Source organism: Bacillus sp. AFS015802 (assembly GCF_002561455.1).
Classification (GTDB): Bacteria; Bacillota; Bacilli; order Bacillales; family Bacillaceae_B; genus Rossellomorea.
Map to the genome: position 1 here is coordinate 39362 of NZ_NTUP01000004.1, position 26128 is coordinate 65489.

Genomic DNA, 26128 nt, shown 5'->3' on the forward strand with positions numbered 1-26128 from the left:
GTGAAGGGATGTTGGAACGTCGAACGCCCATTAATGTAGAAGAAGCGATAAAATCTCTCATGGAGTATAAAAAGGGAGGCGCAATCGAAACCGTGGAAATAGACAAGGCATCCGGCAGATTCCTTGGGGAAGATCTAGTTGCCGATCACGATGTCCCTCTATTTGACCGCTCCCCGTATGATGGGTTTGCGATAAGAGCCGAAGATACGGCCAATGCGTCGAGGGAAAACCCGGTTACGATGGAAGTGGTGTCTGAAATAGGGGCAGGAAGTGTATACAATCGATCAATAAAAGAGAACCAGGCCATCAGGATCATGACAGGCGCACCGATTCCCGAGGGGGCAAGCGCAGTGGTCATGCTTGAGTTGGTGAAGAACGGTGAGGAAGATGGAAGAGCATTCATCACCATAAACCGTCCCTACCTTGAGGGCGACAATATTTCCTGCCGGGGAGAGGATACGAAAAAGGGAACGATCCTTGCTGAAAAAGGAATGTACATCAATCCCGGGATCGCTGCACTCCTGGCGACATTCGGATATAAAGAAGTACCCGTCAGCAGGAAACCGAAAGTGGGGGTCCTTGCGACCGGAAGTGAATTGCTTGAAATAGATGAACCCCTCGTACCCGGCAAGATCAGGAATAGTAATTCATACATGGTTCTCTCCCAGATTGAACGGGCAGGAGGCGAGGGGGTATTTCTTGGACAGTTGAGCGATGATTTCGACCTGTGCTTCGGGCACGTGGAAAAGGCCCTTCAACAGGTGGATTTCCTGATCACGACAGGTGGTGTATCAGTCGGGGATTATGACTATCTTCCGGATATTTATCGTAAGCTTGGAGCCAATGTGCTGTTCAATAAAGTGGGAATGCGGCCAGGAAGTGTCACAACCGTTGCCGAGAAGGACGGAAAGCTGCTATTCGGATTATCCGGAAATCCATCTGCCTGTTATGTAGGTTTTGAATTATTCGTTCGACCCGTCATTCGATATTTTTTACATTGCCCTCATTTCTATGTCAGAAGTGAAGAAGCCGTTCTCGGTAAAGATTTTCCAAAACCGAATCCATTTACCCGGTTTGTGAGGGGGAAGATGACGTATTCAGGTGGAAGAGTGTATGCCGAGCCTACAGGTCTGGATAAATCAGGTGTCGTTTCCTCATTGGCTTCTGCCAATGTCCTTATTGTCCTTCCGAGTGGAACAAGGGGATACAAACAGGGAATGCCGGTTCACGTCCTACTGTTGGAAGACCAGCAGGGAAGTGATCAGATTGGAAGCAGTTTTCAGAAGGTTGAATCAAGTGAAGAAAGGATGCAGCTCAGTGAACGATGATTTATTTGTGATAACGGAAGCCCCCATTCATCCAGAAGAAGTTTCTTCGAAAGTGGAAAGCAGGGACGCCGGCGCCGTAACCATTTTTTGCGGCACCGTCAGAGAATGGACAAAAGGGAGAAAGACACTCTTTTTAGAGTATCAGGCTTATGAATCGATGGCTGTGAAGAAACTTGCAGAAATCGGGGAGCAGGTGCAAAAAAAGTGGCCGGAAGCCAAGGTAGCGATCACCCACAGGGTGGGAAGGCTCGAAATATCCGATGTGGCAGTGGTCATTGCCGTATCATCCCCCCATAGGAAAGCGGCCTATGAAGCCAATGAATATGTGATTGAACAGATAAAGAAAATCGTCCCTATCTGGAAGAAAGAGCACTGGGAAGATGGAGAAAAGTGGATAGGAGATCAACTTCAGCAGGTGGAATATCCTGACGGGAAACCAATGAAAGGGAGTGGAGCGGATGATTAAAGTATTCCTTTTTGCCCATCTGCAGGAAAGAGCAGGTCGACAGGAAGTGACGATCGATAAGGGGGAACTCACCGTGAAAGAGTTAAAGGAACGGCTGATGGACGAGTATCAGCTTCCCTCTTTAGATGGCGTCATGGTTGCTGTCAATGAACAATACTCCCTGGAAGACGAAGTGATTTCTTCAGGAGACGTTGTTGCACTCATTCCTCCGGTCAGCGGGGGATAATTGACTTATCATCTTTGAAAATAGGAAAGGAGACGATCCATTGCTAAAGGAGCATAGGAAAGCATCGACTAAAGAAGTGACATGTAAAGTGGTGACAGTAAGCGATACAAGAACAAAAGAAACAGACAAAAGTGGAAAGCTGCTGATGGAACTTCTCCATCAATCGGGACATGCCGTCGCTGAATACGACATTGTAAAAGATGACATCACCCTTATCACGGCTTCACTTGAAAAAGCGATACATAATCAAGAGATACAGGCGGTTCTATTAAATGGCGGAACCGGCATAAGCAAAAGGGATGTAACGATAGAAGCGGTAAAATCATTATTGGATAAGGAATTAGTGGGCTTTGGTGAACTGTTCCGATTCCTGAGCTACCGTGATGATATTGGCTCCGCTGCCATTCTATCAAGGGCGATTGCAGGGGTATCGGGTGACACGATCATTTTCTCCATGCCCGGTTCATCGGGAGCCGTGAAACTTGCGATGGAACAATTGATCATCCCCGAAATAGGTCATATGGCCAATGAATTGACAAAGGATTCGAGGTAGAAGGAAAACATGATGAGAAAAAGGATATGGATCGTCATCTTCATTATACTGCTCGTAACGGGATGTGCTCCAAAAGACCGGGATAAGGTCACCCTGACCATATCGGCTGCAGCCAGTCTGAAAGATAGTATGATGGAAGTGAAAAAGGAATTTGAAAAACAGCATCCCGCCATTCACATCGTCTTTAACTTTGGAGGCACCGGGGCGTTAAGAAAACAGGTGGAACAAGGAGCTCCCAGTGATGTGTTTCTTTCTGCATCAAAAAAGGATTACGAAAGATTGGTAGACCGGGGATTGATTGACTCCAGCCTTGGAGGGGCGTTCTTATCCAATCGGTTAGTGATTATCGCCCCTGAATCAAGCAATGATCCAAGTCTTGATGCTCTTTCCCATTCAGGTGACAAGCTCGCCATAGGAAACCCGGCATTTGTACCGGCGGGGAATTATGCGAAACAGGCACTGATGGGGATGGGTAAATGGGATATGGTCAAGGATCAGCTGGTCATGGCCAAGGATGTAAGAGGAGTGCTTACACTGGTGGAAAATCAGTCTGTTTCGTTAGGGATTGTCTATGCCAGTGATTTGACCGCAAGCGAAAAGGTGGAACCCATACAGGATATCAATCCTTCGTTGCATTCAAAAATCGGTTACTACGCCGGAGTGTTAAAAAAAAGCAAGCATCCTAAAGAAGCCGCTCTTTTTTACAAGTTTGTCATCAGTGATAAAAGAAAAGAGACGTTTGAAAAATTTGGATTTACGAAAGGGTAATACGTAAAAAAGTAGGTGGACATTCAAATGGAATCATTTTGGTTCCCTATCAAGCTTTCCCTTTTGGTCGCAGCATCGGCAACTGTTTTTACGTTCATTGTTTCTGTGGCACTTTCACATACGTTCTCCCGGATCGACTTTCGGGGAAAGACACTGTTAGAAACCCTGTTCATGCTGCCGCTGGTGTTACCCCCGTCCGTCGTTGGATTTATCCTTCTCATAGTGTTTGGGATCAATAGTCCAATAGGGAGAGCTATAGAAAAAGTAATGGGAGAAACGATTTTGTTTACACCATACGCAGCCATCGTGGCCGCTGTCGTGGTGGCGTTTCCATTGATGTATCAATCAGCCAAGGCAGGGTTTCTGGGCATTGATGGAGATATTGAGGCTGCTTCACGGGTAGATGGGGCTTCAGAGATGAAGACGCTCCTGTATGTTTCAATCCCACTGGCAAGCAGATCCCTGCTGACGGGAACCGTACTCAGTTTCACGAGGGCATTGGGGGAATTCGGGGCCACTTTACTGTTTGCGGGTAACATCCCGGGGAAAACCCAGACCATCTCCACGGCCATATACGTGGCCATTGAATCCGGGGAAGACGGTCTTGCGTGGAAATATGTCGGGATAAGCATTGCGCTTTCCTTCCTCTTCCTGCTATTGGTCAATCGAATCAACGACCGGCCCTAAAGCTCGAAGGCCGGTAGATTCGTAAGCTGCTAGTATGTCAGAGGGGATCACGCTGGAAATCGCCATTTTTCCCGCCCGATTTCTGCAATAGGTATGTGGGTCCAATGATCATGCCTTTGTCGACTGACTTGCACATATCATACACACAAAGGGCCGTTGCCGTGGCGGCAGTCAACGCTTCCATTTCCACCCCTGTGCTCCCTTTCGTTTTGACTTCTGCCGTTATATGTAACTCATAGGCTTCATTCATTTCTTTCCATGAAAAAGAAATATTGATCCCGCTGATTGGAATGGGATGGCACATCGGAATTATGGAGGATGTTTGTTTTGCCGCCATGATACCGGCAACCTGGGCCACTCCAAGGACATCGCCTTTTTTGAAATCATGATGGACGATTTTTTGATGGATTTCCTGATTGACTTGAACGGAAGAGTGGGCTTTTGCCGTTCGGACGGTTTCTTCCTTATTGGATATATCCACCATTTTCGCTCTTCCTTCTTCATTAAAATGAGTAAAGTTAGACATTATGTTCACCTCAGTTTTAGTCTAATCGTATTTTGATTGAAAGTAAAACATCCTGACATTCACTGTTTTTGAAGATCCCGTTAATAAGATGTGGGATTGGAATCATTATAATTTTTTTAATGGAAGAGGGGTGTTGGATTTTGTTCAAGGATATTCCGGTTGTACAGGTTGTCGGGTTTAAAAATAGCGGGAAGACTTCCCTGGTTTGCAAGATGATTCAATGGGCCACTTCTTTGGGGATTTCCGTCTCCTCCTGTAAGCATCATGGTCATGGGGGAAAGCCGGATACGGTTGAACATACGGACAGTGCCCTTCATCAGCAGGCAGGAGCGAGGATATCAGGTGTAGAAGGAGATGGAATGCTTCAGGTATCCATTTCAAAACCGGAATGGCAGCTTGATGACATTCTCTCTTTCTATTCCTATATGAAAACGGAATTGATCATCGTAGAAGGATACAAAAGGGAACGATATCCTAAGATCGTCCTTCTTCGGAGCGAGAGTGACCATCGGATCCTACAGGAAATGGAGAATGTGATGGCGGTGATAGCCCCTTACCCCATTGAAGATCAAAAGGAAACGATCGCTTATTTTTCAAATGACAGGATGAAGGAATTTGAAAAATGGTTTTTTTCCTGGGTGCAGACATCTCTTGCAAAAGAAAGGAAGGGGGATGAACATGCGTGATGTTAAATTAGCCGGAGTCATTGTGGCAGGTGGACAATCCAGGCGGTTCGGAAGTGACAAAGCTTTTTCATTATATAAGGGAAAGCCTTTCTTTCAGCACTCTATGAAGGCCGTTGCTTCATTGGCCGATGAGGTGATGATTGTAACGAGCGCAGCGTTATTCCCACGGTTCAATGCTATTCCAAATGTACAGGTGGTAGAGGACTTGAAAGAATTCAAAGACTGCGGGCCTCTGGGGGGAATCTATACTGCCATGAGTGAATGCCGGGCAGAATGGTATGCGGTACTGCCTGTCGATGTACCTCTCGTGACCAGAAGCCTGGTTGAGCGGCTGGTAAGTCAAATAGATGAAAGGTATGATGCGATTGTTCCGATCATTGGCGGTAAGCTACAACCTTTATTGGCCGTGTATCGGTATTCCCTCAAGGAAAGGATCTATGATCAACTCGTTAGTGAAGACTACAAAATGGGTACTATACTTAAAGGCGTCTCTGTCCTATATCTGACAGAAGAGGAAATAGTAGAAAGGGAAGCCTTTCATAATATCAATACGAAGCAAGATTACGATACTTATATTAAATGAATGGTTGAAATATGTAACTGGAGTGAGCCCTGCATGGAACATATCATAGACAAGCGAACGCGAACCCTTCGTGATTTGAGGATTTCTGTAACGGATCGATGCAATTTCCGGTGCAGGTACTGCATGCCGAAAGAAATTTTTGGTGCAGATTATCCATTTTTAGAAAGAGAAGAGATTCTTTCATTTGAGGAAATCACACGTTTAGCCGGCATTTTTTCAGAGTTCGGTGTGGAAAAAATCCGGCTCACGGGCGGAGAACCCCTGCTTAGAAGAAATCTGCCGGTCCTGATTGAAAGTTTATATAAAGTGTCAGGGATAAAGGATATCGCCTTGACGACAAACGGGGTATTCCTCCCGAAGTATGCGAAGGCATTGAAACAAGCCGGGCTTTCAAGAGTGAACGTGAGTCTGGATTCCCTGAATGATGAGGTATTTATGAAAATCAATGATGTGGGCAGGGGAGTGAAGCCTGTATTAAATGGAATCCGCGCTGCGCAAAAGGAAGGCCTTGAAGTAAAAGTGAATATGGTCGTGAAAAAAGGGCTTAGTGACGATGAAATCATGCCAATGGTCCACTATTTTAAACAAGAAGGGATCACTCTCAGGTTCATCGAGTTTATGGATGTCGGAACCACAAATGGATGGAATTATAAAGATGTCATCAGCAAGAAGGAAATACACGATCTCATAAACAGTCATTATCCATTGGAACCCGTCGAGCCCGGTTACGTTGGAGAGGTGGCAAAAAGGTATCGGTATAGCGGGACCAATACGGAGGTAGGATTCATTTCCTCCGTGACAGAAAGCTTTTGTACGAGCTGCAACCGGGCACGGGTGTCCACGGACGGGAAGCTTTTCACTTGTCTATTTGCCCAAAGTGGATTCGACTTGAAGGCAATGATACGTGGCAATGCCTCGGATGATGAACTGAAGGAAGCGATCAGAAGCGTATGGGAAAAGCGGGATGACCGCTATTCCGAAGTGAGAACGGAAGAAAGCCAGGCTTCCCGAAAAATTGAGATGTCCTATATTGGGGGATAATGAACTGAAAAAGCAAGGACTTCCCGTCTAAGAGAAGTCCTTGCTTTTTTTGTAGTTCCCATCATTGATAGTTGATGACGGCAGGACTCGGGTCCAGTTTCAATACCTCTTCAGGCGTCAGGACCGGGAAATCCTTCTCATAGAAGACTTTGAAGGCGCCATACTGAGTCGGTTCCTCCCGGATGTATCTGCCGTACAATGCCTGCTTGTCCGCAGCCGCTCCCCAGCCGTCGAAGTTGATGGCGACTTCGACGTTTTCAGTCGGTTTGATCGCATCTTTGTTCGTCAGCACGGGACCGGTGAATTGGTGGACAAGGACCAGTTTATCGGGGAGATTATTTTTTTCCGCCATCGCCCCTATATACTCGATGGCCTCCTGGATGTCGCGGCCGTCGACTTCACCGAGATCCTCTCCGGGCTTTTCCCCTTCGGCTACGTGGAATTCCGTATCGATGGCGAGGTGAACGTTCGGGCGCTTAAGCCACTTTTCAACCATTTTCACCTGATTCATCACCGTATCCGTTCCGAGTTGAATATCGAGCAGTACGAGAGCATCATGCTTCTCGGCAAGCTTCACATACGTTTCGATATTCTCCTCAGACGTCATCTGCACATAATCACCATCTGGACCGGGTGCATTCTGGGCCATGGTGGTAATCAATTCAATCGTCGGGACAGCGGGACGATCCGGGTCGAGATCGGAATAGACCTGGGTTTGTTCTTTCAGTTTCTTTATGTATTCTTCAGGTTCGTATTTTCCGAGAATCCCCATATGTTTCGACGCCGGAGTGCCATAGTAGGTCACGAGACGATGATTCTTCAATGGTCCGTCCGATGGGTCTTCCACACCGTTTGCAAGGGTCTCACCCAAAGGCACTGTCCGCTGAGGTTTCTCCTTCTGCCCCTCCTGATCGGTCTCTGTTTCTTCGGCCGGTGTTTCTTCAGCCAGGTTTTCCTTCAGGGACACAGCACCTTCAGAAGGTTCCAGCGGTTTGAAAGGTGGCTGACTCTCTTCCTTCTTTTCTGCCACCTTGTCTTCTTTCGGTTTCTTTTCTGCCTTGCCTTGTTCCGAAGTGGCTTCTTTCTTTTCTTCATGTTCTTTTGTTGCAGTGGGGGAGGAACAGGCTCCCAGTGCAAGTGAAACGGTTAACATTAGCGGCAAATATTTATTCATTGCCTCACACATCCTTTTTCTTAGAAGATTATGGAGGAGTTTAACACATTTTCCTTTACAAGAAAGCTATGTAAACAAATTGATAGAAAGATTTAATCAGAAAAGCGCCAAGCCCCCGGCGCTCGGGCGGGCTTGGCACTTATCCTATCATTCTATCAACTCTATTGTACATTTATAAGCCTTGCATTAGATCGACGGTTTTTGTTTCAGCTGCTGCCGAATGGAATAAAGGGCTTTTTCAACGGTTTGTTTGTTCTTTTCCGTGATTTCCCCTTTTCTCGGGATCGGCTTGTAGATGTCGGGAGCATCCATCCATTCAATCGGTAAGGTGACACCAGCTTTACTCTGCCACCGTTCGGCCCATTTGGAAGGGAAGGAAGAGGAGAGGTCCATCCGCCCGGTCATCTCCATCCAGATCATGCTCCAGGCTCTTGGCACGACTCTCCATATGTCATAGCCGCCGCCTCCAACGGCAATCCATTTCCCATCGCAGTACTCATGGGCAAGCTCGTGGGCGATGCGTGGGATTTCCCGATAGATGTTCATGGTCGCCGAGAGATGGGTGAGGGGATCGTAGTAATGGGCATCCGCTCCGTTTTGGGTCAGGATGACGTCGGGTTTAAAGAATTCGATCACTTCCCGGAAGGACGTTTCATACGCCTCGAGCCATGATTCATCCTCTGTGAAGGCATCAAGGGGGATATTGAATGAATATCCATACCCTTTCCCGTGACCGCGCTCATTGATATTGCCCGTCCCCGGGAAGAGATACCGTCCCGTTTCATGGATCGACAGCGTGCAAACCCCCGGATCATCGTAGAAGGACCACTGAACCCCGTCCCCATGATGGGCATCTGTATCGACATACAGAACCCGTGCCCCGTACTTTTCCTGTAAATAACGGATGGCAACGGAACTGTCATTATAAATGCAGAAGCCCGAAGCCTTTCCCTTGAACCCGTGATGCAGTCCGCCACCGAGATGCAGGGCATGCTTCGCTTTACCGGTCATGACATAATCGACGGCCGTTAACGTCCCGCCCACTAAATAGGCACTTGCTTCGTGCATGCCTTTGAACATCGGGGTATCTTCCGTTCCGATCCCGAATCCTTCTGCCCGGTCCTGAGAAAGCTGGCCATTACTCGCCTGCCTGACAGCGTTTACATAGTTGGGATCATGATTCAGGAATAACTCTTCGTCTGTCGCCATCCGCGGTGGGACGATTTCATCCCCCTCTAGGGCATTCACTTCTTTTAGTAAGTCCATCGTCAGGGTGATCCGGGTCTGATTGAAAGGATGCTCATCAGAGAACCGATACCCCAGCAGTTCATCCGAATAGATAAAGACGGCATCCTTTTTCATGATGAGATTCCCGGCATGTTTGGCCATAACACGTCATATCCTTCTTTCTTAAGATCACTGATCACATTCATCGGATTCATCGTCCGGACGCGGAATACAAGGATTTTAAAGTTTTCGTCCTTTTTATCCGGATAGACGAGGACACTTTGGATATTGGAGTTGTTCCTTCTGATGATACCCGCGACCTCATAGAGGATGCCCGCTTTATGAGGGACCTTCACTTCAATTTGAGAGCCGGGCTGATGGGCACCGGTCAGTTGAATGAGGGTATACAACAGGTCCGTTTCCGTAATGATCCCGACGAGCTTCTTTTCCTTCAGGATTGGAAGGCAGCTGATGTGATGTTCGTAAAAAAGGGCCGCGACCTCTTCGACAAAATCAAGAGGATGACCCGTGATCACTTCCGTTTTCATGATGAATTTAAGAGGATTTTGTAACTCGGAAGTACTTGGCCCATCATGAAATATGGAAGGTGTTCCATCCTTTACATCACGGTCACTGACGATTCCGACGACTTCCATCGCGTCATTCGTAATCGGGATATGCTTGATTTTCTTTTCCCTCATTAATTTGATAGCCGATTCAATGGTATCGTCGGCTTTCAGCGTTTCCACTTTCGTTTTCATGATCTCTTCTACAATCACGTTCTCCACCCCTTTTAGAAAGCTGTCACGTTAATACATAAAACGATTCATAAATCGAAGTTGGTCAAATCGTTGGATGGAATCCGAATCCACTCTTTTCCCGATTCTCGCCATTAAACAATTGGCCGGATGGGAGCTGATTTCAGGGTCATCCGTCGCGTAATACTCCAAACCGCCGGCGTTCATCATTTTCTCCATCACTTTCCGGTACTCCCATACGTTCAGGCCGGTTCCTTTTAGGTCCCAATGCCAATAATATTCCGTTGTAATGACGATGTAGTCCTCCATATAGTCGTCCATCATCGATACCTTCAATAGATTCTTTCCGACGGCTGCACCGCGGAATTTAGGAATGACCTCGATGGCACCGAGCTCGATCAAGTTCTTCATCTTTCCCTGGGACCACCGTTCAAGGGGATCAGGATATAAATATGTAACATACCCGACGATTGTATGATTGTCCCGTGCAATCAGGATGCGTCCTTCCGGTAGTCCGGCAATTTCAACAAGGGCTTTGTGCTGCTGTGCAGGGGGCCTGAAAGCGACCAGGTCCTCGTGAAAGTCAAGGCGTGCCAATTCCTCTGCAGAAATCGGACCTTCAATAATGATGTTTCCTTTTGCTGTCTTTAATTCTGTTGCATTATAGGTTTTTTTCAATTTCATCTGGACACCACCTAAAGATATTCCTCAAGACCATTATACATGAAATTGAAAATAAGAGAGCGCTTTCACAAAAAATTCAGACGTTTCGATGAAGGATATTATTCTGAAATATCTATGGGAGAGCGCGTTTTGATGGGATTTCTCCCTGTGATCTGGAGAATTCACTCCTGGCAGATTTTTTAAAAAATTGAGAAAATATTCGATTTATACTATAATAAGATTGTAATTTCTTACATAAGGGGGATGCGGTATATGAAAGTGGAAGCGCTACCAGTGACAAAGGGAAACTATAATCTTGAAAGCTATGAAAATACGTATGAAACATTCGACTGGAAAGATGTCGAGAAGGAATTTTCATGGGCGGAAACAGGTCGTGTCAATCTCGCACATGAAGCGATCGACCGGCATGCAGCGTCATTCAGGAAGAATAAAGTCGCTCTTTATTACCGAGATGCAGAACGTGATGAAAAATATACGTACTCTGATATGAAGAAAATGTCGAACAAGGCAGGGAATGTATTTAAGCGTTTCGGGGACGTTGAAAAGGGAGACCGCGTCTTCATCTTCATGCCAAGATCACCTGAATTGTATTTCTCCGTACTCGGGGCGATCAAGCTGGGTGCCATCGTGGGGCCGCTGTTTGAAGCTTTCATGGAAGGTGCCGTACGGGATCGTCTGGAGGACAGCGAAGCGAAGGTGCTCGTCACCACTCCGGAGCTGTTGAAGAGGGTTCCGGTAAGTGAACTGCCGAATCTGAAGCATGTATTCCTTGTCGGGGATGATGTGGAGGAAGATGATGTCCATGTGGACTTTATGGCTAAATTTGCTGAAGCAAGCGATAAGCTTCAAGTGGAGTGGGTGGACCGGAACGATGGTCTGATCCTTCATTATACGTCGGGGTCCACAGGGAAGCCTAAAGGGGTCCTCCACGTCCATAATGCGATGATCCAGCATTATCAAACGTCTAAATGGGTCCTTGATCTACAGGAAGAGGACGTGTACTGGTGTACAGCAGATCCAGGCTGGGTGACGGGGACTTCCTATGGAATCTTCGGACCGTGGCTGACAGGGGCGTCCAATGTCATCGTAGGGGGTCGCTTCAAGCCGGAGAACTGGTATAAGACGATCGAAGATTATGGCGTGACGGTCTGGTACAGTGCACCGACTGCCTTCAGGATGCTGATGGGTGCAGGGGATGAAGTCGTAAAACAATTCGACCTCGGCTCCCTTCGCCACATCCTGAGCGTCGGGGAACCGTTGAATCCGGAAGTCGTCCGCTGGGGAATGAAGGTATTCAACCTGCGCATCCATGATACGTGGTGGATGACCGAAACAGGCGGTCAGCTGATCTGTAACTATCCAAGCATGGAGATCAAACCGGGCTCCATGGGGAAACCGTTCCCGGGCATCAAAGCCGCAATCGTCGATGATCAAGGAAATGAAGTACCTCCATACCGGATGGGGAACCTTGCCATCAAAAAAGGCTGGCCATCGATGATGAACCAGATCTGGAATAATCCACAGAAGTATGAATCCTACTTTATGCCGGGTGACTGGTACGTATCCGGGGATTCTGCCTATATGGATGAGGACGGGTACTTCTGGTTCCAGGGACGTATCGATGATGTCATCATGACGTCAGGTGAACGGGTAGGTCCTTTCGAAGTGGAAAGTAAGCTTGTGGAACATCCGGCTGTTGCCGAAGCAGGTGTCATCGGGAAGCCCGATCCTGTCCGTGGTGAAGTCATCAAAGCATTCATCGCCCTTCGTGACGGATACGAAGTGACAGATGAACTGAAGGAAGAGATCCGTCAGTTCGTGAAAAAAGGGCTTGCTGCCCATGCGGCACCGAGAGAAATCGAATTCCGTGATAAGCTGCCGAAGACACGAAGCGGAAAAATCATGCGCCGCGTCTTGAAGGCATGGGAACTGGACCTGCCTACGGGTGACTTGAGTACGATGGAAGACTGATAGATGTGTTGGATGGACCCCCGCTCTTTGTGAGTGGGGGTCTACTTGTGAGGTGCAAATCGGTTAATCAAATAGCAAGTCACCTGATTTAACACGGCATAGTTCACACTCAAAAAACCTTAGAGATTCAAAGATCTCTAAGGTTTTTTCGGTTTCTCTATTGTCCGTTTTCGATAAAGGAGGGGAGAACCAGTTTGGTAAATAAGCGGAGAAATTCCGACTATTGATCAAAAAGAACTGAAATTACCTTAAATAGCCGGAAATATTCCGCCTATTTGCTCGAAAAACGATAAAAATAGCTTATTCTGCTTTGCTTAACCGGAATATTTCCGCTTAAATCCCGGACAAAGCTCTATTCTGCAGTCTTAACCGGAAAAACTCCGCTTATTTTCACTATAACTGGTTACTCCATTAAGGATAAGACTTCTAAAAAAGAGGGAGACGTCACAACGACGTTTCCCTCTTTCCAATCAATCATCAGTTCTGCGCTGGTGGTGGATCCGGTTCTGTAGGTGGTTCGGTTCCACCGACACCTCCCCCGTCTCCGCCTCCAGTGCCGCCGCCATCATCCTCTGGCGGCGGTGGCTCCGGTTTGTCCGGTTTATCCGGTTTTGGCGGAGGATCGGCCGGTTTGTCACCTGGCGGTTTCGGATCCGTAGCCGGTTTTTCAGCTTTAGGCTCAGCAGGTTTCGGTTCCGGCTTTCCGATTTGCACAGTGTTGGAACGGGCAGATTCTTTGCCGGCAACATCGACGGCAACCACATAGAAATCACCGTTTCCAACGGATACTGCTAAACTTGACCCGGACTTGACGCTTCCGACCTTGCCGCCTGACGTGCTGTATACGCGGTATCCGACTACGTCGCCGCTTGCTGAAGGGGTCCAGGTAATGGTGTTCCCGCTTCCGCTCGCATTGACGGTTCCAGGAGCTGCTCCGTCATCGGAAATCTTGTTTTCCGCGATGAGGACATTCTTGAAACGTTCGTCACCATCCGGAATGAGCTTATCCGGATTTCCAGGTACAGCCCCGAAGATATTTTTCACAAAGTCAGGGTTCAAGATGACACCCGGCTGTGAAAATTCTGCCGGTGTATTCGGTAATGCGAGGTATTTCTTTCCGTTTACCATCACGTATCGGCTCATGAGTAAGCTGTCATCCGTTTTGGTTGGTACGTATTTGGCATTGAATAAGTCACTTTTTACAAGTCCCGCCTGGCTGCATGCCTCAGATGGAAGCAGTCCGGAGATGGAACAGAAAGATCTTCTGACAATCCCTTCCGGCTGTTGGAACGATGCATCAGGGTCGATCAGCTCGGGAGCCAGATCTCTGACATCATTCAACAGATAAGACCATAAGCGGATGTTACGCAATCCGTAATGTCCGTACCGGGCACGGGATCCGGCAGTGTTCAGTGACGAAGGTGTGTCATAGCCGAACCAGGTCCCAAAGGTGATACTTGGATTCGTTGCCACAAACCAATGATCTTTATAGTCCTGACTCGTCCCGGATTTACCGGCCCAGTCCGAATTAAAGTTCAAGAAGGTTTTCGCATAACGCCCGGTACCAAGGGAATGATCCAGTGTATCTCTCATCATATCAATTGTTAAATAAGCTGTTTGCGGACTGAACACATCCACAGGTTCTGATTTATGTTCATAAACGACCGTGCCATCTTTGTCCACGATCTTATCGATCATGTAGGCATCTATGAATTTCCCGCCGTTGGCGAAGGTCGTATAGGCATTCACATTTTCCTCGACGGTCACACCCTCGGTGGTTGCTCCAAGTGTTAACGACAGGTTATTGTCATATCTGCTGGATAGGGAGTTAAAGCCCATTTTCAGCAGGAACTCTTTAAATGGATTCCGGTTATAAATATTCGCATACGTTCTGACAGCAGGGAGATTCAAAGACTCTGCAAGGGCAAATCTTGCAGGATATAACCCACGCTCTCTAAGCGAATAGTTTTCCGGGGTCCAGCCATTGATATCCACGGCAACATCAGGAATCGGTGATCCCGGTGAAATGTATCCGTATTCCAGGGCTGGTGCGTAGGCGAGCAATGGCTTCATCGTAGATCCGTTTGATCTGTGTGACTGAGTGGCATGGTTGATTTGTTCCAATTTGAAATCACGTCCGCCGATGAAGCTGATGATCCGTCCCGATTTATTCTCGATCATGACGGCACCGACCTGAACCGGTTGTTCTACTTCAACTTCTTTCCCAGTATCAGGGTCCGTTACCGTGACGGTCTTGGTAGGACCGTACATATCATATGCATCTTTTGTTTTCTGCATTTGATCATAGATCTTCTTGTTGATGGTCGAATGAATTTGATACCCGCTTTGACGGACATTGCGGTCAGCAAGCGTCTGGTACTTATCTTCAAGTTCGTCATTATTTTTCAGATCCTGTTCAGAATATCCATCTTTCTTGGCAAGCACATTTTTCATGATTTCCACTGCCCGGCTTTCAAGTTCGGCAGTGAGCCATGGATATTGTTCTCTAGGTGATGGCTTAGGTTTAACGAAGTCCTTCGTGATGTCATAGGCAACGGCATCGTCATATTGCTTTTTCGTGATGTAGCCTTCCCGGTGCATCCGGTAGAGGACCGTGTTTTTCCGGCTCATCCCGGCTTCAAGATTCTCTTTGATTTCCCCATTATTCTTGAATGGCGTGTAAGAGAAGGGAGCCTGTGGAAGTCCGGCGATGAAGGCTGACTGAGGCAGGGACAGATCCTTTGCATCCACTCCGAAGATCCCTTTGGCAGCCGATTGGACGCCCGCGATGTTTTGACCGGAAGAGTTCCGTCCAAGAGTCGCTACATTCAGATAGGCTTCCAGTATTTCATCTTTTTCAAAAAATCTTTCCAGGCGAAGAGCGAGAAGGATTTCTTTCGCTTTTCTTTCAAAAGACACTTCATTGGTGAGGATCTGGTTTTTGATCAGCTGCTGAGTAAGTGTACTTCCGCCCGATTGAGTGGATGAATTCGTGAATTCCTGGAGTACGGCACGCATGATCGCTTTTGGCACGACACCGTTATGATCCTTGAAATATTCATCTTCCGTGGCAATGACGGCATTTTGCAAATCTACCGAGATATCTTCAAGCTTTACTTCTTCCCGTTCCAGGTCTGTCCGGAGTTTCCCGAGATAGACGTCATCCGAGAAGTAAAGACGTGAGGTTTCTTCATAGTTGTAGATGTCCTTTTTCATTTGGTCATAAGGACGGATCGGTTCTTCCTTGACGAGTGAAGCGAAATAACCCGCTCCGACTCCTCCTGCAAAGGCAAATCCCAGTACGAAAATCACGACCAGGATCAATGACAGGTTCCAGAATACTCCGTATGTAATTCTTGCTCGTTTTTGAACTCTGGTATTTGAAAAGAACCTGATTGCAGGGTCTATTTTTTCGAGAAATTTGTTCCATTTTTCCTTCATATATCATTCCCCCCAGAACATTCCCATTATAGCATAATTCCAGGAAGGCTGTCGTAAAAAGTCAAATAAAATGGTCTTTTATCATGCGTTTAGTTGACTATTATTTTGGAATATGGTAAAAACCTAATATAGTGATATGAATGATGATCCGGCATATGATCGGATTTCTGAACAATAATACATGCAATGAGAGGAATAAGTAGTCTGCCTTCCCTGTTACAAAGAGAGTCAGTGGTTGCTGTGAACTGACACAAATGGCCGATGAATTACATCCTGGAGCTTTTGCCGTGAACATTAGTAGCGGCAAACGGTGAGAGCCGTTATCTCTAATGAGTGAAGGATGTTATTCCTTAATTTGGGTGGTACCGCGCGACAGCGTCCCTGCATATATGCAGGGACTTTTTTGTCGTCAGCTTGTTTATCAAAAGGAGGAAAAAAGGATGGATTTATTAAAAGACTTGGAATGGCGTGGGATCACGTATCAGCAAACGGATGCGGAAGGTTTGAAGGACCTTTTGAATAAAGAAAGCATTTCCATTTATTGCGGGATCGATCCGACAGCGGACAGTATGCATATCGGACATCTGCTTCCATTCCTGACGCTTCGCCGCTTCCAGAATCAAGGGCATCGTCCCCTTGTCCTGGTTGGGGGGGCCACCGGATTGATCGGTGACCCGAGTGGGAAAAATGAAGAGCGTAAACTGCAGACCATTGAAGCCATTCAGGGAAATGTAGAGAGCATTAAAGGGCAGCTCCAGAGCATTTTTGATTTCGAAGGAGAAAATGGTGCGGTGATGGTGAATAACTATGACTGGATCGGAGCGATGGATGTTGTCACATTCCTGCGTGACTTCGGTAAGCATGTGGGTGTGAATTACATGCTGGCGAAGGATACGATCTCGTCCCGTCTGGAATCGGGTATTTCATTCACGGAATTCACATACACGATCCTTCAGGCGATGGACTTCAATCACTTATATGACAACTACAACTGTAAGCTGCAGATCGGTGGAAGTGACCAGTGGGGGAACATCACGACGGGCCTTGAACTGATCAGACGCACACATGAAGAAGAAACGAAGGCATTCGGCTTCACGATCCCCCTTGTCACGAAAGCGGACGGAACGAAATTCGGGAAAACGGAAAGCGGAGCGGTGTGGCTCGATCCGAAGAAGACGTCTCCTTACGAGTTCTACCAGTTCTGGATCAACGCGGCTGATGCGGATGTTGTGAAATATTTGAAATACTTTACCTTCCTTTCCCATGAAGAAATCGATGCGCTTGCTGCTTCTGTTGAAACCGAGCCTCATCTGCGTAAAGCACAAAAGACGCTTGCGGAAGAAATGACAAAGATGATCCACGGAGAAGAAGCCCTTGATCAGGCCATCCGCATTACTCAAGCCTTATTCAGCGGTGAGATCAAGTCATTATCTGCTTCTGAAATACTGGAAGGATTCAAAGATGTTCCTTCTTTCGAACAGGCAAAAGGAGAAGAAATCGGATTGATCGATCTCCTCGTCAATGCGAAAATCTCGCCTTCCAAGCGTCAGGCACGTGAAGATGTCGGAAACGGTGCAATCTACCTCAACGGCGAACGGGTCACGGATCTCCAGCATGTGATGGGCGAAGGAGACAAGATCGAAGGACAATTTACGATCATCCGCCGCGGAAAGAAGAAATATTTCAGAATTCAGTACGTATAATAGGATATAGAATCTATCAGCACGGTATCCGTTTCTCTCATTAGGAGCGGGTACCGTGCTTTTTATTATGGGAATTTCAGTATTTTAAGCACAAAAAAACACTGCCCACAAAATGGACAGTGTCTCTTTCACAAAGATTAACGAGAGTAGAACTCAACGATAAGAGCTTCGTTAATTTCAGCTGGTAATTCAGAACGTTCAGGAACGCGTGTGAATGTACCTTCTAATTTGTCAGCATCGAAAGTTAGGAATTCAGGAACAAAGCTGTTCACTTCCATCGCTTCTTTGATGATGTCAAGGTTACGTGATTTTTCACGAACTGAGATTGTTTGACCAGGAAGAACGCGGAATGAAGGGATGTCTACGCGAGATCCGTTCACTGTAACGTGACCGTGGTTAACAAGTTGACGTGCTTGACGGCGAGTACGAGCAAGACCTAAACGATAAACAACGTTATCCAGGCGGCACTCAAGTAGCGCCATGAAGTTTTCACCGTGTTTACCTTGTAATTTGCCAGCTTGGTCAAATAGGTTACGGAATTGACGCTCAGTTACTCCGTACATGTGACGAAGTTTTTGCTTCTCTTGAAGTTGTAAACCGTACTCAGAGATTTTTTTACGTTGGTTAGGACCGTGTTGTCCTGGAGCGTAAGGACGCTTTTCTAATTCTTTACCCGTACCGCTTAGAGAGATTCCAAGACGACGGGATAATTTCCAGCTTGGGCCAGTATATCGAGCCATGAATGACTCCTCCTTTATTGTTTTTATTTTGTTGTAAAATAAAAACACCTGTGAATAAACAATTATGTGCATTTTGTTTTCATGTACCTTCGCCCTAGCAGCAGAGGGTTACAAGATACACCTCAAATATGTAGAGGAACAAAATACGAACATAAAGGACTTCACTGAAGCTGCATTATTTTACACAAAGAATATTATATGACGTGCGAGAATAGAAGTCAAGGAAGTATTTTAAGATTCCTCAAAAGAACAATCATGATTACCCAAACAAAATAGTCCATAAGTCATTTGATGTGATATAATGAAGTAGAAAATTATGTTAATTAGGTGAGCAGATTTGCAAGAATCAAAGAGAGAGAAATTTCTTCGATATATATTGATTGGTCTGTGTCTGCTGGTCGTTTTGGGAGGATTCCTGTATACCTCCACCTCATCGGAAGTAGTCGATGAGACGGACCCATCCGTCCATGCTCAGGTGTTGGCTGGGGGAGACGAACGTCATAACCCGGTCATCGCAGTGGCTAAGATAGTAGAAAAACAGCCGGTCCTTGTCATATATGAAATCCAACGGGAAAACCAATATTACTTTAAGGTATTACATAGTGTGTCGTTGCATCATCCAGCGAAAAAACTTGGGATCACCAAGGAAATAAACGGGGTTTGGGCCCAATTGGAAAAGAAGAAGTGGGTATTATTTTCGGATTCTTTAGAGGTGCTAGAGGAGAGGAAGAGTGCTCCTTCTTCTATTATAACAAGCGGTCATCCCTTTCAGATTCAGGAAAAGACCCGATTCATCAGCATTCCCAAGGGGGATGAAGAGGATCCGGTCCTGCTGGATCTTTCAGACAGAAACGGGAAACCGGAAGAAATTCATTCTTTATCCGAAGACGATTCATTATGGCTGGTTGTCTTCGGGAAGGAATTGGTACTGGCCAGGAGTCAATGATGTAAATAGTGTCACAAACCTTTCAGGTGTGGGTGAGAAAAATGTACGTAATTCAATATGTATTGCATGAATACAAATCAAAGCTATTCGATTTAATCTATGAAGAAATGTCAGCGGAGGCAGATCCTTCTGTTCAATTGCAAAAGTGGCTGACGGTTGTGAAAGATTGCCTGGGGGTCGAGCAGGCATTTTTATATTTTTATAATGATACAGCGTATGATCTTTATCCTCCCCATCAGAATGTGGATGCTCCCCTCATACTGGCTGAAGCCAAGGAGGAGTATATCCTCCGTCCCATCTTGATTGAAAAGGAAGAACGCTCATCTGTTAAGTTTCACTTCACGAAGGAGGATGGAAGTCCTTTGGCAATCCTTTTAGTGAAGAAAGAGGACGATCATGGATGGGCAGATGAAAGCTGGCTGCATTCCTTTTGGAAGGCGAGCAATCAGTTTTTACAGCATACAGGCGGCATTCAGACCGTCCTCGAAGACGAAAGAAGATACAGGGAATTATTCAAAGTGACAGAGATCTTCCATTCGACGAGGGACGTTCATACGCTACTCGTCCAGATCATCGAGACGCTGAAGCAGGTATTCCCGGTCGATGAATTCCATTTGCTGTTGTCACATGACCGGCATGAATTCGGTGAACTCCCCATAAAGAACTTCGACTTCGACCGTGCCAACGAATCCGCCATGCAGGCCTTTGTAAATGGAAGCATTGAATCAGGGGAAGAGGATGTCCTGTATGCCCCGCTAAAAGGGAAACAGGGGATCTATGGGGTCCTCGAGGTGAAGTCCATGTCCCATGCCACCTTTACGGATCAGAAGATCGAGTTCATCCGCCTGCTTGCCTATACGGCGGGGAGTGCCCTGGAGAACGCCAAGCTTTATGAGCAGTCGAAAAGGCTCATCACCGATCTTCAGCTCATCAATGAAACATCCCATCAATTGAACTTGAATTTACGATTGACCGAAACCGTCCTTTTCTTGAAAAAACAAATCAAGCGGTCTTTCCAAGCATCCGCCATCGGATTCGTGCTCCTTCAAAAAGGGGAATACATCATTTTGGAAGAAAGCTCCCCAGTCTTTTTTGAAGAAACAGGCAGGAATTATATTTCATACGTCAAGACGCGCATCGAAAAGGAAAGGGATGCGATCTTTTTAGGGGATGTCAGCGATCGATTTGAAAAAGCAGCGGCCTTTCCTTCGATCATGGCCGCTCCCATGATTCAAAATGAAGTCCTGATTGGATTCTGTGTCGTGCTGCATAAGGAACCGTATATGTTCTCATTTGATATGTACAAGCTCCTGCAGTCGTTCATCCATCATTCCACCCTTGCCATCACCAATGCGACCCTTCGTGAAAAGCTCGAGCATATGGTCATCACCGATCACATGACCAAGCTGTTTGCACGGAATTATCTCGATGATGAAATGGAATCCTCCATGAATAAGGATGAACTGGGGACCCTGCTCCTGATCGATATCGACGACTTCAAATCCATCAACGACAACTACGGTCATCAAATCGGGGATGAGGTCATCATAGAAGTGTCGAATCTCATCAAGGGAATCGTCAGCCACCATGGATTCGTTGCCAGATGGGGAGGAGAAGAGTTAGCCGTCTACCTGCCATCCCTCGGTCGTGAAAAAGGCTTGGAAATCGCGGAACGCATCATAAAAGACGTCCCATTGAAGACCAACCCTTCCGTCACACTCTCATGCGGATTATCCATATGGACAGCAAGTGATGACACATGTCCCAAGTCAGTGAAAGAATTAGTCAAAAAAGCAGACGAAGCACTCTATCTTGCCAAGAATAATGGAAAGAACCAGGTTGTGAAAGACTGTGATTGAGCTAGTAAAAAATAAGATCGGAACAGGAATGAGCCATCCTTGGTTCTTCCTGTTTTTTGTTTTAGAATCCGTGCATTTCCTTTACCGCTTTAGTGTAAACGCTTTCTTTTTCACCTCGATTATCATATTCTAGAATAGTAGTTACTTAGAATTAAAGGGAATACTGGGAGGAATACTGTATGAAAGATGAGAAACGTTTTGAAACAAGGGTGATTCACGAGGGGTATCAATCGTCTCAGCATTTTGATAGTTTAGCGCCCCCTTTATACCAAACCTCTACTTATACCTTTGCAAATGCGAAACAAGGGGAAAATCGATTTGCAGGTGAAGAAGAAGGATATATATATTCAAGACTGGGAAATCCGACAGTATCCATATTGGAAGAACGGATGGCTTCATTGGAAGGCGGGGAAGCGGCCCTTGCCTTCGGTTCCGGGATGGCGGCTGTCAGCGCGGTCCTGTTCTCACTGACGAAATCCGGGGATCATATCCTGTGCTCTCAAGGGGTATACGGGTGTACGTTCGGTCTCCTTGAGCTGCTTCAAGAGAAATTTGCCATCGGACATGACTTTTCATCTATGAATTCAGAAGAAGAGATCCGTGGTAAGATTTTGGAAAATACAAGCTGCATTTATGTGGAAACCCCGATCAATCCTACCATGCAGCTCATAGACCTGGAGCTCGTTGTGAAGGTTGCGAAGGAAAAGGGGATCCCTGTCGTAGTGGATAACACCTTCTGTTCTCCATATCTTCAACGTCCGTTGGAACTTGGATGCGACATTGTCATCCACAGCGCAACGAAATACATCGGCGGGCACGGAGATGTCGTTGCCGGCCTCGTCGTCGGTACACAGGAGAAAATGGCCGAAATCAGGATGACGACACAAAAGGATATCGGCGGCATCATTTCTCCATTCGATGCGTGGTTATTACTGAGGGGGTTAAAGACACTGGCTGTGCGAATGGACCGTCACTGTGACAGTGCTGAAAAGATTGCCGATCTATTAGCCGGGCATCCCGCCGTAGAAACGGTCATATACCCTGGACATGAGAATCACCCTCAGCACGGGGTCATGAAGAAACAAATGAAAAAACCGGGCGGAATGATTTCCTTTACCCTGAAAGGCTCAAAGGAAGAAGCGCAGAAGTTCATGGATGATCTTGACATGATCAAGATCGCTGTCAGTCTTGGCGATGCTGAAACATTGATCCAGCATCCTGCTACCATGACTCATGCCGTCGTGCCTGAAGAGTCGAGAAAGAGCATGGGAATCAATGATTCACTTCTACGGCTCTCTGTGGGACTAGAAGCCCCGGAAGACATTTGGAGTGATCTATCGCAGGCACTGGATAGAGCATAAAAAAACAGGAAGGGACCGGAATGCCGGTTCCTTCCTGTTTTTATGCAGGGAATGTATCAGTCTTTCATATAAGCCTGGGTTGATTTTTCCGTACCAACACCGTACAGCTCAAAGATGATGCCATAAATGAACGCCGTCAAAAAGATCGAGCTGATCATATCGAGAATGAAATGTTGCTTTACAAATAGGGTCGATACGATGATCAATGATCCCATGATCGGGACAAAGACAGAGTGGAACGAGTGTTTATTTTTTATATTGAAATTGCCGAGAATAATGGCGAAAGTCGTTAAGACGTGAATGCTCGGGAAAGCATTATACGGCTGGTCGTGATTATAGATCATCCGGACAAGGTCCACAAACAGGCCGTCCCCTGCAACATCCGGGCGTGGTACCGTGGTCTGGAAATAAAAGTAGATAACGAAACAAATCAACTCACCGATGACGATGATACTAAGGGTTTTAAGAAAGGTAGAGACGTCTTTATACCAAAAATAAAAAAGGTATCCCAGGATAAAGGCGTACCATAAAATATAAGGCACAATGAACACCGGCACGAATGGGATCCACCCATCGATGGTTGTAGAGAGGATCACGGCTTCACGGGTATCCGTATTCAATAGTGTATATAAAAAACCTAACGCCGGCATCACCAGCAAACATAATAAATAGGGTAAGTCTTTTTTCTTTGCTCTCATATTTCACCTCTTCTTACCTGTAGTTCATTCTGGATATTGTATGGGATATTACTGTGTTACGTTCACGTGTTTGTTACTCTTTTCCCTTTAAAGCGGGCAGGGAAACGTGAACTTTTTAACAAGTTACCGAATTTCTTCCATCGCAAAAAAACCTGCCGGAATAGTCACTTCGCCGGCAGGTTTTGTGATTTGAGTTTAGAGGTGTTTTACAAGCTCTTCTGTAAAGATTTCGAGATACTTCTGGTCTTCTTCGTCGAATCTGGCTTTTTCCGGGCTGTCGATATCCAGGACCCCGATCAGTTTCCCTTCTTTCACCAGAGGGATGACGATTTCGGATTGGGAGGCAGCGTCGCAGGCGATGTGTCCCGGGAATTGATGGACATCCTCAACGCGAAGGGTCTTTTGTTCACTGGCGGAAGTACCGCAAACCCCTCTTCCAAGAGGGATCCTCACGCATGCCGGCAGCCCCTGGAACGGCCCCAGTACAAGTTGGTTGCTTTCTTCTTCATATAAATAAAAGCCCACCCAGTTAATCCGGTCCATAAATTGGTTCAGGAGGGCGGAAGCGTTGCTCAGATTCGCGATCGGATTCGGCTCGCCTTCTAACAAAGCCTTCAATTGTTTTGTGACAAGACCAAAGCCCTGCTCTTTTGTACCTTGATATTTTTCTACTTGAAACATCAATAACTCCCCCAATTCTACATAATATGCGTTATTTCATGTCCGAATGTTCCCGTAAGGCTCCCGTAACAACAAATCCTGTCGAGAAATACTTAAAGGAAATCCATACGAAAACACGAATTCTTTGAGTAAACAAACTATAATAGAAACATCTATTGAACCATTTTTAGCATATTTCTTCATAACCTTCAATGATTTAAATTTTTCCTGATGAAGTTTTTTATACATTGATCCTCGCCACTGTTTTTTTCATTCGCCTATTAAAGATGAAAGAAGGGGTAATATGAAAAAACTAGATACCTCCAAATCGACGAAAGAGTCCATTTTTAAAGCAGCTGTGTACTTATTTTATGATCATGGATTTGATGGGACATCCGTCAGGGATATAGCAAAGCGGGCGAACGTGAATCCGGCTACGATTTCCTATTACTTTAAAGGCAAGCAGGGAGTATTGGAAGCGTGCTTCACCCATTTCTTTGAACCGTATTTACGCTTTCTCCAGGAAGAGGTGGAAGCGCTGAATTATGTCAGTGCCGATCTCTGCCTGAAGCGGGCCGTTTATAAAATATTGAAATTCCAAAGTGACAATCATCAACTGTCCCGCTTTATCTGGAGGGAAGTGTCCATCGATTCACAGGTGGTCCGTGAAATCATTTCTTCCTATTTAATGAAAGAAAGACATTATATGAAACGCTTATTTGAACAGGGGATGAAGGATCATGCCTTGAAAAAACAGCCTGTCAGCTTTCTCGTCATCCAGCTTAAATCGATGCTCACCATGCCGTTCCTCCACAGCCAGCAGTTAAGGGAAGTATGGCAGATGTTTCCCCAGGAATATTACTTTATCGATCAGTACTATAAAAACATCGATCAATGGATTGATCTTCTCCTCGTTTCGGAAGCGAAGGAAGTCATGAAGAAAGAGCTGATCATATAAAAGGAAAAGAACTNNAGTTCTTTTCCTTTTATATGTCCATCAAGGTCCGTCCCTGATCAAGCCCTTTTGCCGTATGGGCATCAGAACCATAGACGGTCTTGATTCCTAATGCACGGGCTTCTTTCACGATATCCAGGGGAGGGTAGGACTCTCCACAATGAGGTTTCACGAATCCTGCACCGTTATAATCAAGTTCGAGATCCCTTGAGGCCACTTCCTGCAGGATACTCGAAATATCCTCGGAGAACGCATGGGAAGCAGGATACAGCTGCTGAAATTTTTTCACCAGGGTCATGTGCCCGATTCTCTTCGGCTTATAGGGCCCCAAGTCGGCTTGGATCGATTTCAGTACCGTCTCATAGTATCGTTTATAGATCTCATCAACCGATCCATAATAACCGATCATGGATCGAAACGTATCCGGACTGAAGTCAAGACAATCCCACTGATCCCCGTACTTCAAAAAATGAACCGAAAGAATGCTGTCATCCATCCGCGGTCCATATGTTGTGAGGAATTTCTTCGTTTCTTTTTCAAACCCCTCAATATAATCAACCTCGAGCCCTGAGCGGATTGTGATCTTCTCTTCATATTTCTCCTTAAGAATATCAATCGTCCTGAAATAGTCTGAAAGAAGAGCCGCATCCATCCCACTATCCCGATCAGGCGTCGTATCAACAAACCCCTCAGGCAGCGGCGCATGCTCCGTAAACGTTATAGCACTATAACCAAGAGCCATCGCCCTCTCCACATACAACTCAAACGAATCCCTACTACCATGAGGACAAAAAGGACTATGAACATGTCCATCGATCTTTGGCATGATGTATCACTTCCTTGTTCTATAATAAATAATTTGTGCTATTAAAAGAATTGAACAGCAATCAAGTAAATTTTAGGAGGGGTAATAAACGCTTTTAGATGATTAGTCTCGATCAAATAAAAATTGAAACTCAATAAGTTGATTGGAGTGGAAGGTGCTCGACTCCTGCGGGAATAGCTGGACAGGTGAGACCCCGCAGGCGCAGCCGAGGAGGCTCACCGCCAGCCCCGCGGAAAGCGAGCACCTGGAACGGAAATCAAC

25 protein-coding genes and 1 other annotated feature are annotated in these 26128 nt (G+C 46.2%); of the genes, 15 read left to right on the forward strand and 10 right to left on the reverse strand.

Annotated features, from left to right (window positions below):
• The first annotated feature begins 8 nt into the window (after nt 1-8).
• Genes CN378_RS02585 through modB form a run of 6 tightly spaced genes read left to right on the forward strand, consistent with a single transcriptional unit; the run spans nt 9 to nt 4028 of the window.
• Nucleotides 9-1328 (forward strand): molybdopterin molybdotransferase MoeA, encoded by a 1320-nt coding sequence (locus CN378_RS02585; RefSeq protein WP_098350378.1) that lies wholly within the window; start codon nt 9-11, stop codon nt 1326-1328.
• On the forward strand, nt 1318-1794 hold the full coding sequence (locus CN378_RS02590) for a molybdenum cofactor biosynthesis protein MoaE (RefSeq protein WP_098350379.1): 477 nt from the start codon (nt 1318-1320) through the stop codon (nt 1792-1794). The genes CN378_RS02585 and CN378_RS02590 overlap by 11 nt, the downstream gene beginning before the upstream one ends.
• A complete protein-coding gene (gene moaD, locus CN378_RS02595) occupies nt 1787-2020 on the forward strand; it encodes a molybdopterin converting factor subunit 1 (RefSeq protein WP_098350380.1) in 234 nt (77 codons plus the stop codon). Before CN378_RS02590 ends, moaD begins: the two co-directional genes overlap by 8 nt.
• Before the next feature lie 40 nt (nt 2021-2060).
• Nucleotides 2061-2573, forward strand: a complete 513-nt coding sequence (locus CN378_RS02600; protein ID WP_098350381.1) for a MogA/MoaB family molybdenum cofactor biosynthesis protein — start codon at nt 2061-2063, stop codon at nt 2571-2573.
• 12 nt (nt 2574-2585) lie between these two features.
• Nucleotides 2586-3341 carry a molybdate ABC transporter substrate-binding protein gene (gene modA, locus CN378_RS02605; RefSeq protein WP_179884776.1) on the forward strand — a complete coding sequence of 252 codons (756 nt, stop codon included), beginning with the start codon at nt 2586-2588 and terminating at the stop codon, nt 3339-3341.
• A gap of 27 nt (nt 3342-3368) precedes the next feature.
• A complete protein-coding gene (modB, locus tag CN378_RS02610; protein ID WP_098350383.1) occupies nt 3369-4028 on the forward strand; it encodes a molybdate ABC transporter permease subunit in 660 nt (219 codons plus the stop codon).
• Between the two features lie 37 nt (nt 4029-4065).
• On the opposite strand, the gene moaC is transcribed toward modB, so the two are convergent.
• The gene (gene moaC / locus CN378_RS02615; protein ID WP_098350384.1) at nt 4066-4554 is read right to left on the reverse strand and encodes a cyclic pyranopterin monophosphate synthase MoaC; all 489 of its coding nucleotides are present in this window, start codon (nt 4552-4554) and stop codon (nt 4066-4068) included.
• Nucleotides 4555-4694: 140 nt separating this feature from the next.
• Between moaC and mobB the strand changes: the two genes are divergently transcribed.
• The 3 genes from mobB to moaA are packed head-to-tail and all read left to right on the forward strand — an operon-like array spanning nt 4695 to nt 6864.
• Nucleotides 4695-5240, forward strand: coding sequence for a molybdopterin-guanine dinucleotide biosynthesis protein B (gene mobB / locus CN378_RS02620; protein ID WP_257140969.1), 546 nt, complete (start codon nt 4695-4697; stop codon nt 5238-5240).
• Entirely contained in the window at nt 5233-5823 is a 591-nt protein-coding gene (locus CN378_RS02625; RefSeq protein WP_179884777.1) for a molybdenum cofactor guanylyltransferase, read from the forward strand. Before mobB ends, CN378_RS02625 begins: the two co-directional genes overlap by 8 nt.
• A gap of 33 nt (nt 5824-5856) precedes the next feature.
• Nucleotides 5857-6864: a GTP 3',8-cyclase MoaA gene (moaA, locus tag CN378_RS02630; RefSeq protein WP_098350387.1), complete on the forward strand. Its 1008-nt coding sequence runs from the start codon at nt 5857-5859 to the stop codon at nt 6862-6864.
• 61 nt (nt 6865-6925) lie between these two features.
• Here moaA and CN378_RS02635 read toward each other — a convergent pair whose 3' ends face one another.
• From CN378_RS02635 to CN378_RS02650, 4 genes are all read right to left on the reverse strand, one after another.
• Entirely contained in the window at nt 6926-8038 is a 1113-nt protein-coding gene (locus CN378_RS02635; protein ID WP_098350388.1) for a hypothetical protein, read from the reverse strand.
• Nucleotides 8039-8224: 186 nt separating this feature from the next.
• Complete coding sequence (locus CN378_RS02640; RefSeq protein ID WP_098350550.1) at nt 8225-9400, reverse strand: acetoin utilization protein AcuC; 1176 nt, start codon at nt 9398-9400, stop codon at nt 8225-8227.
• Nucleotides 9397-10044, reverse strand: a complete 648-nt coding sequence (locus CN378_RS02645; RefSeq protein ID WP_098350389.1) for an acetoin utilization AcuB family protein — start codon at nt 10042-10044, stop codon at nt 9397-9399. The genes CN378_RS02640 and CN378_RS02645 overlap by 4 nt, the downstream gene beginning before the upstream one ends.
• Before the next feature lie 30 nt (nt 10045-10074).
• On the reverse strand, nt 10075-10707 hold the full coding sequence (locus CN378_RS02650) for a GNAT family N-acetyltransferase (protein WP_098350390.1): 633 nt from the start codon (nt 10705-10707) through the stop codon (nt 10075-10077).
• A gap of 252 nt (nt 10708-10959) precedes the next feature.
• Between CN378_RS02650 and acsA the strand changes: the two genes are divergently transcribed.
• Nucleotides 10960-12678, forward strand: coding sequence for an acetate--CoA ligase (gene acsA, locus CN378_RS02655; RefSeq protein ID WP_098350391.1), 1719 nt, complete (start codon nt 10960-10962; stop codon nt 12676-12678).
• A 477-nt stretch (nt 12679-13155) separates the two neighbouring features.
• Here the strand turns inward: acsA and CN378_RS02660 are convergent, their stop codons facing one another.
• Nucleotides 13156-16119 (reverse strand): transglycosylase domain-containing protein, encoded by a 2964-nt coding sequence (locus CN378_RS02660; protein ID WP_098350392.1) that lies wholly within the window; start codon nt 16117-16119, stop codon nt 13156-13158.
• 177 nt (nt 16120-16296) lie between these two features.
• Nucleotides 16297-16505: a binding site (T-box leader), on the forward strand.
• A 54-nt stretch (nt 16506-16559) separates the two neighbouring features.
• On the opposite strand from CN378_RS02660, the gene tyrS reads away from it, so the two are divergent.
• Nucleotides 16560-17822 carry a tyrosine--tRNA ligase gene (tyrS, locus tag CN378_RS02665; RefSeq protein WP_098350393.1) on the forward strand — a complete coding sequence of 421 codons (1263 nt, stop codon included), beginning with the start codon at nt 16560-16562 and terminating at the stop codon, nt 17820-17822.
• 137 nt (nt 17823-17959) lie between these two features.
• Here tyrS and rpsD read toward each other — a convergent pair whose 3' ends face one another.
• Entirely contained in the window at nt 17960-18562 is a 603-nt protein-coding gene (rpsD, locus tag CN378_RS02670; protein ID WP_034765742.1) for a 30S ribosomal protein S4, read from the reverse strand.
• Between the two features lie 337 nt (nt 18563-18899).
• Between rpsD and CN378_RS02675 the strand changes: the two genes are divergently transcribed.
• From CN378_RS02675 to megL, 3 genes are all read left to right on the forward strand, one after another.
• The gene (locus CN378_RS02675; RefSeq protein WP_098350394.1) at nt 18900-19508 is read left to right on the forward strand and encodes a hypothetical protein; all 609 of its coding nucleotides are present in this window, start codon (nt 18900-18902) and stop codon (nt 19506-19508) included.
• A 41-nt stretch (nt 19509-19549) separates the two neighbouring features.
• Nucleotides 19550-21367 carry a sensor domain-containing diguanylate cyclase gene (locus CN378_RS02680; protein WP_098350395.1) on the forward strand — a complete coding sequence of 606 codons (1818 nt, stop codon included), beginning with the start codon at nt 19550-19552 and terminating at the stop codon, nt 21365-21367.
• A 179-nt stretch (nt 21368-21546) separates the two neighbouring features.
• Entirely contained in the window at nt 21547-22728 is a 1182-nt protein-coding gene (megL, locus tag CN378_RS02685; RefSeq protein ID WP_098350396.1) for a methionine gamma-lyase, read from the forward strand.
• Between the two features lie 56 nt (nt 22729-22784).
• Here the strand turns inward: megL and CN378_RS02690 are convergent, their stop codons facing one another.
• Both CN378_RS02690 and CN378_RS02695 read right to left on the reverse strand, forming a co-directional pair.
• A complete protein-coding gene (locus CN378_RS02690; protein ID WP_098350397.1) occupies nt 22785-23426 on the reverse strand; it encodes a phosphatase PAP2 family protein in 642 nt (213 codons plus the stop codon).
• 195 nt (nt 23427-23621) lie between these two features.
• Nucleotides 23622-24107, reverse strand: coding sequence for a GAF domain-containing protein (locus CN378_RS02695; protein WP_098350398.1), 486 nt, complete (start codon nt 24105-24107; stop codon nt 23622-23624).
• Nucleotides 24108-24390: 283 nt separating this feature from the next.
• Here CN378_RS02695 and refZ point away from each other — a divergent pair, with 283 nt between their 5' ends.
• On the forward strand, nt 24391-25044 hold the full coding sequence (refZ, locus tag CN378_RS02700; protein ID WP_098350399.1) for a forespore capture DNA-binding protein RefZ: 654 nt from the start codon (nt 24391-24393) through the stop codon (nt 25042-25044).
• Nucleotides 25045-25072: 28 nt separating this feature from the next.
• Here the strand turns inward: refZ and hisJ are convergent, their stop codons facing one another.
• Nucleotides 25073-25867, reverse strand: coding sequence for a histidinol-phosphatase HisJ (gene hisJ / locus CN378_RS02705; RefSeq protein ID WP_098350400.1), 795 nt, complete (start codon nt 25865-25867; stop codon nt 25073-25075).
• Nucleotides 25868-26128 lie beyond the last annotated feature (261 nt).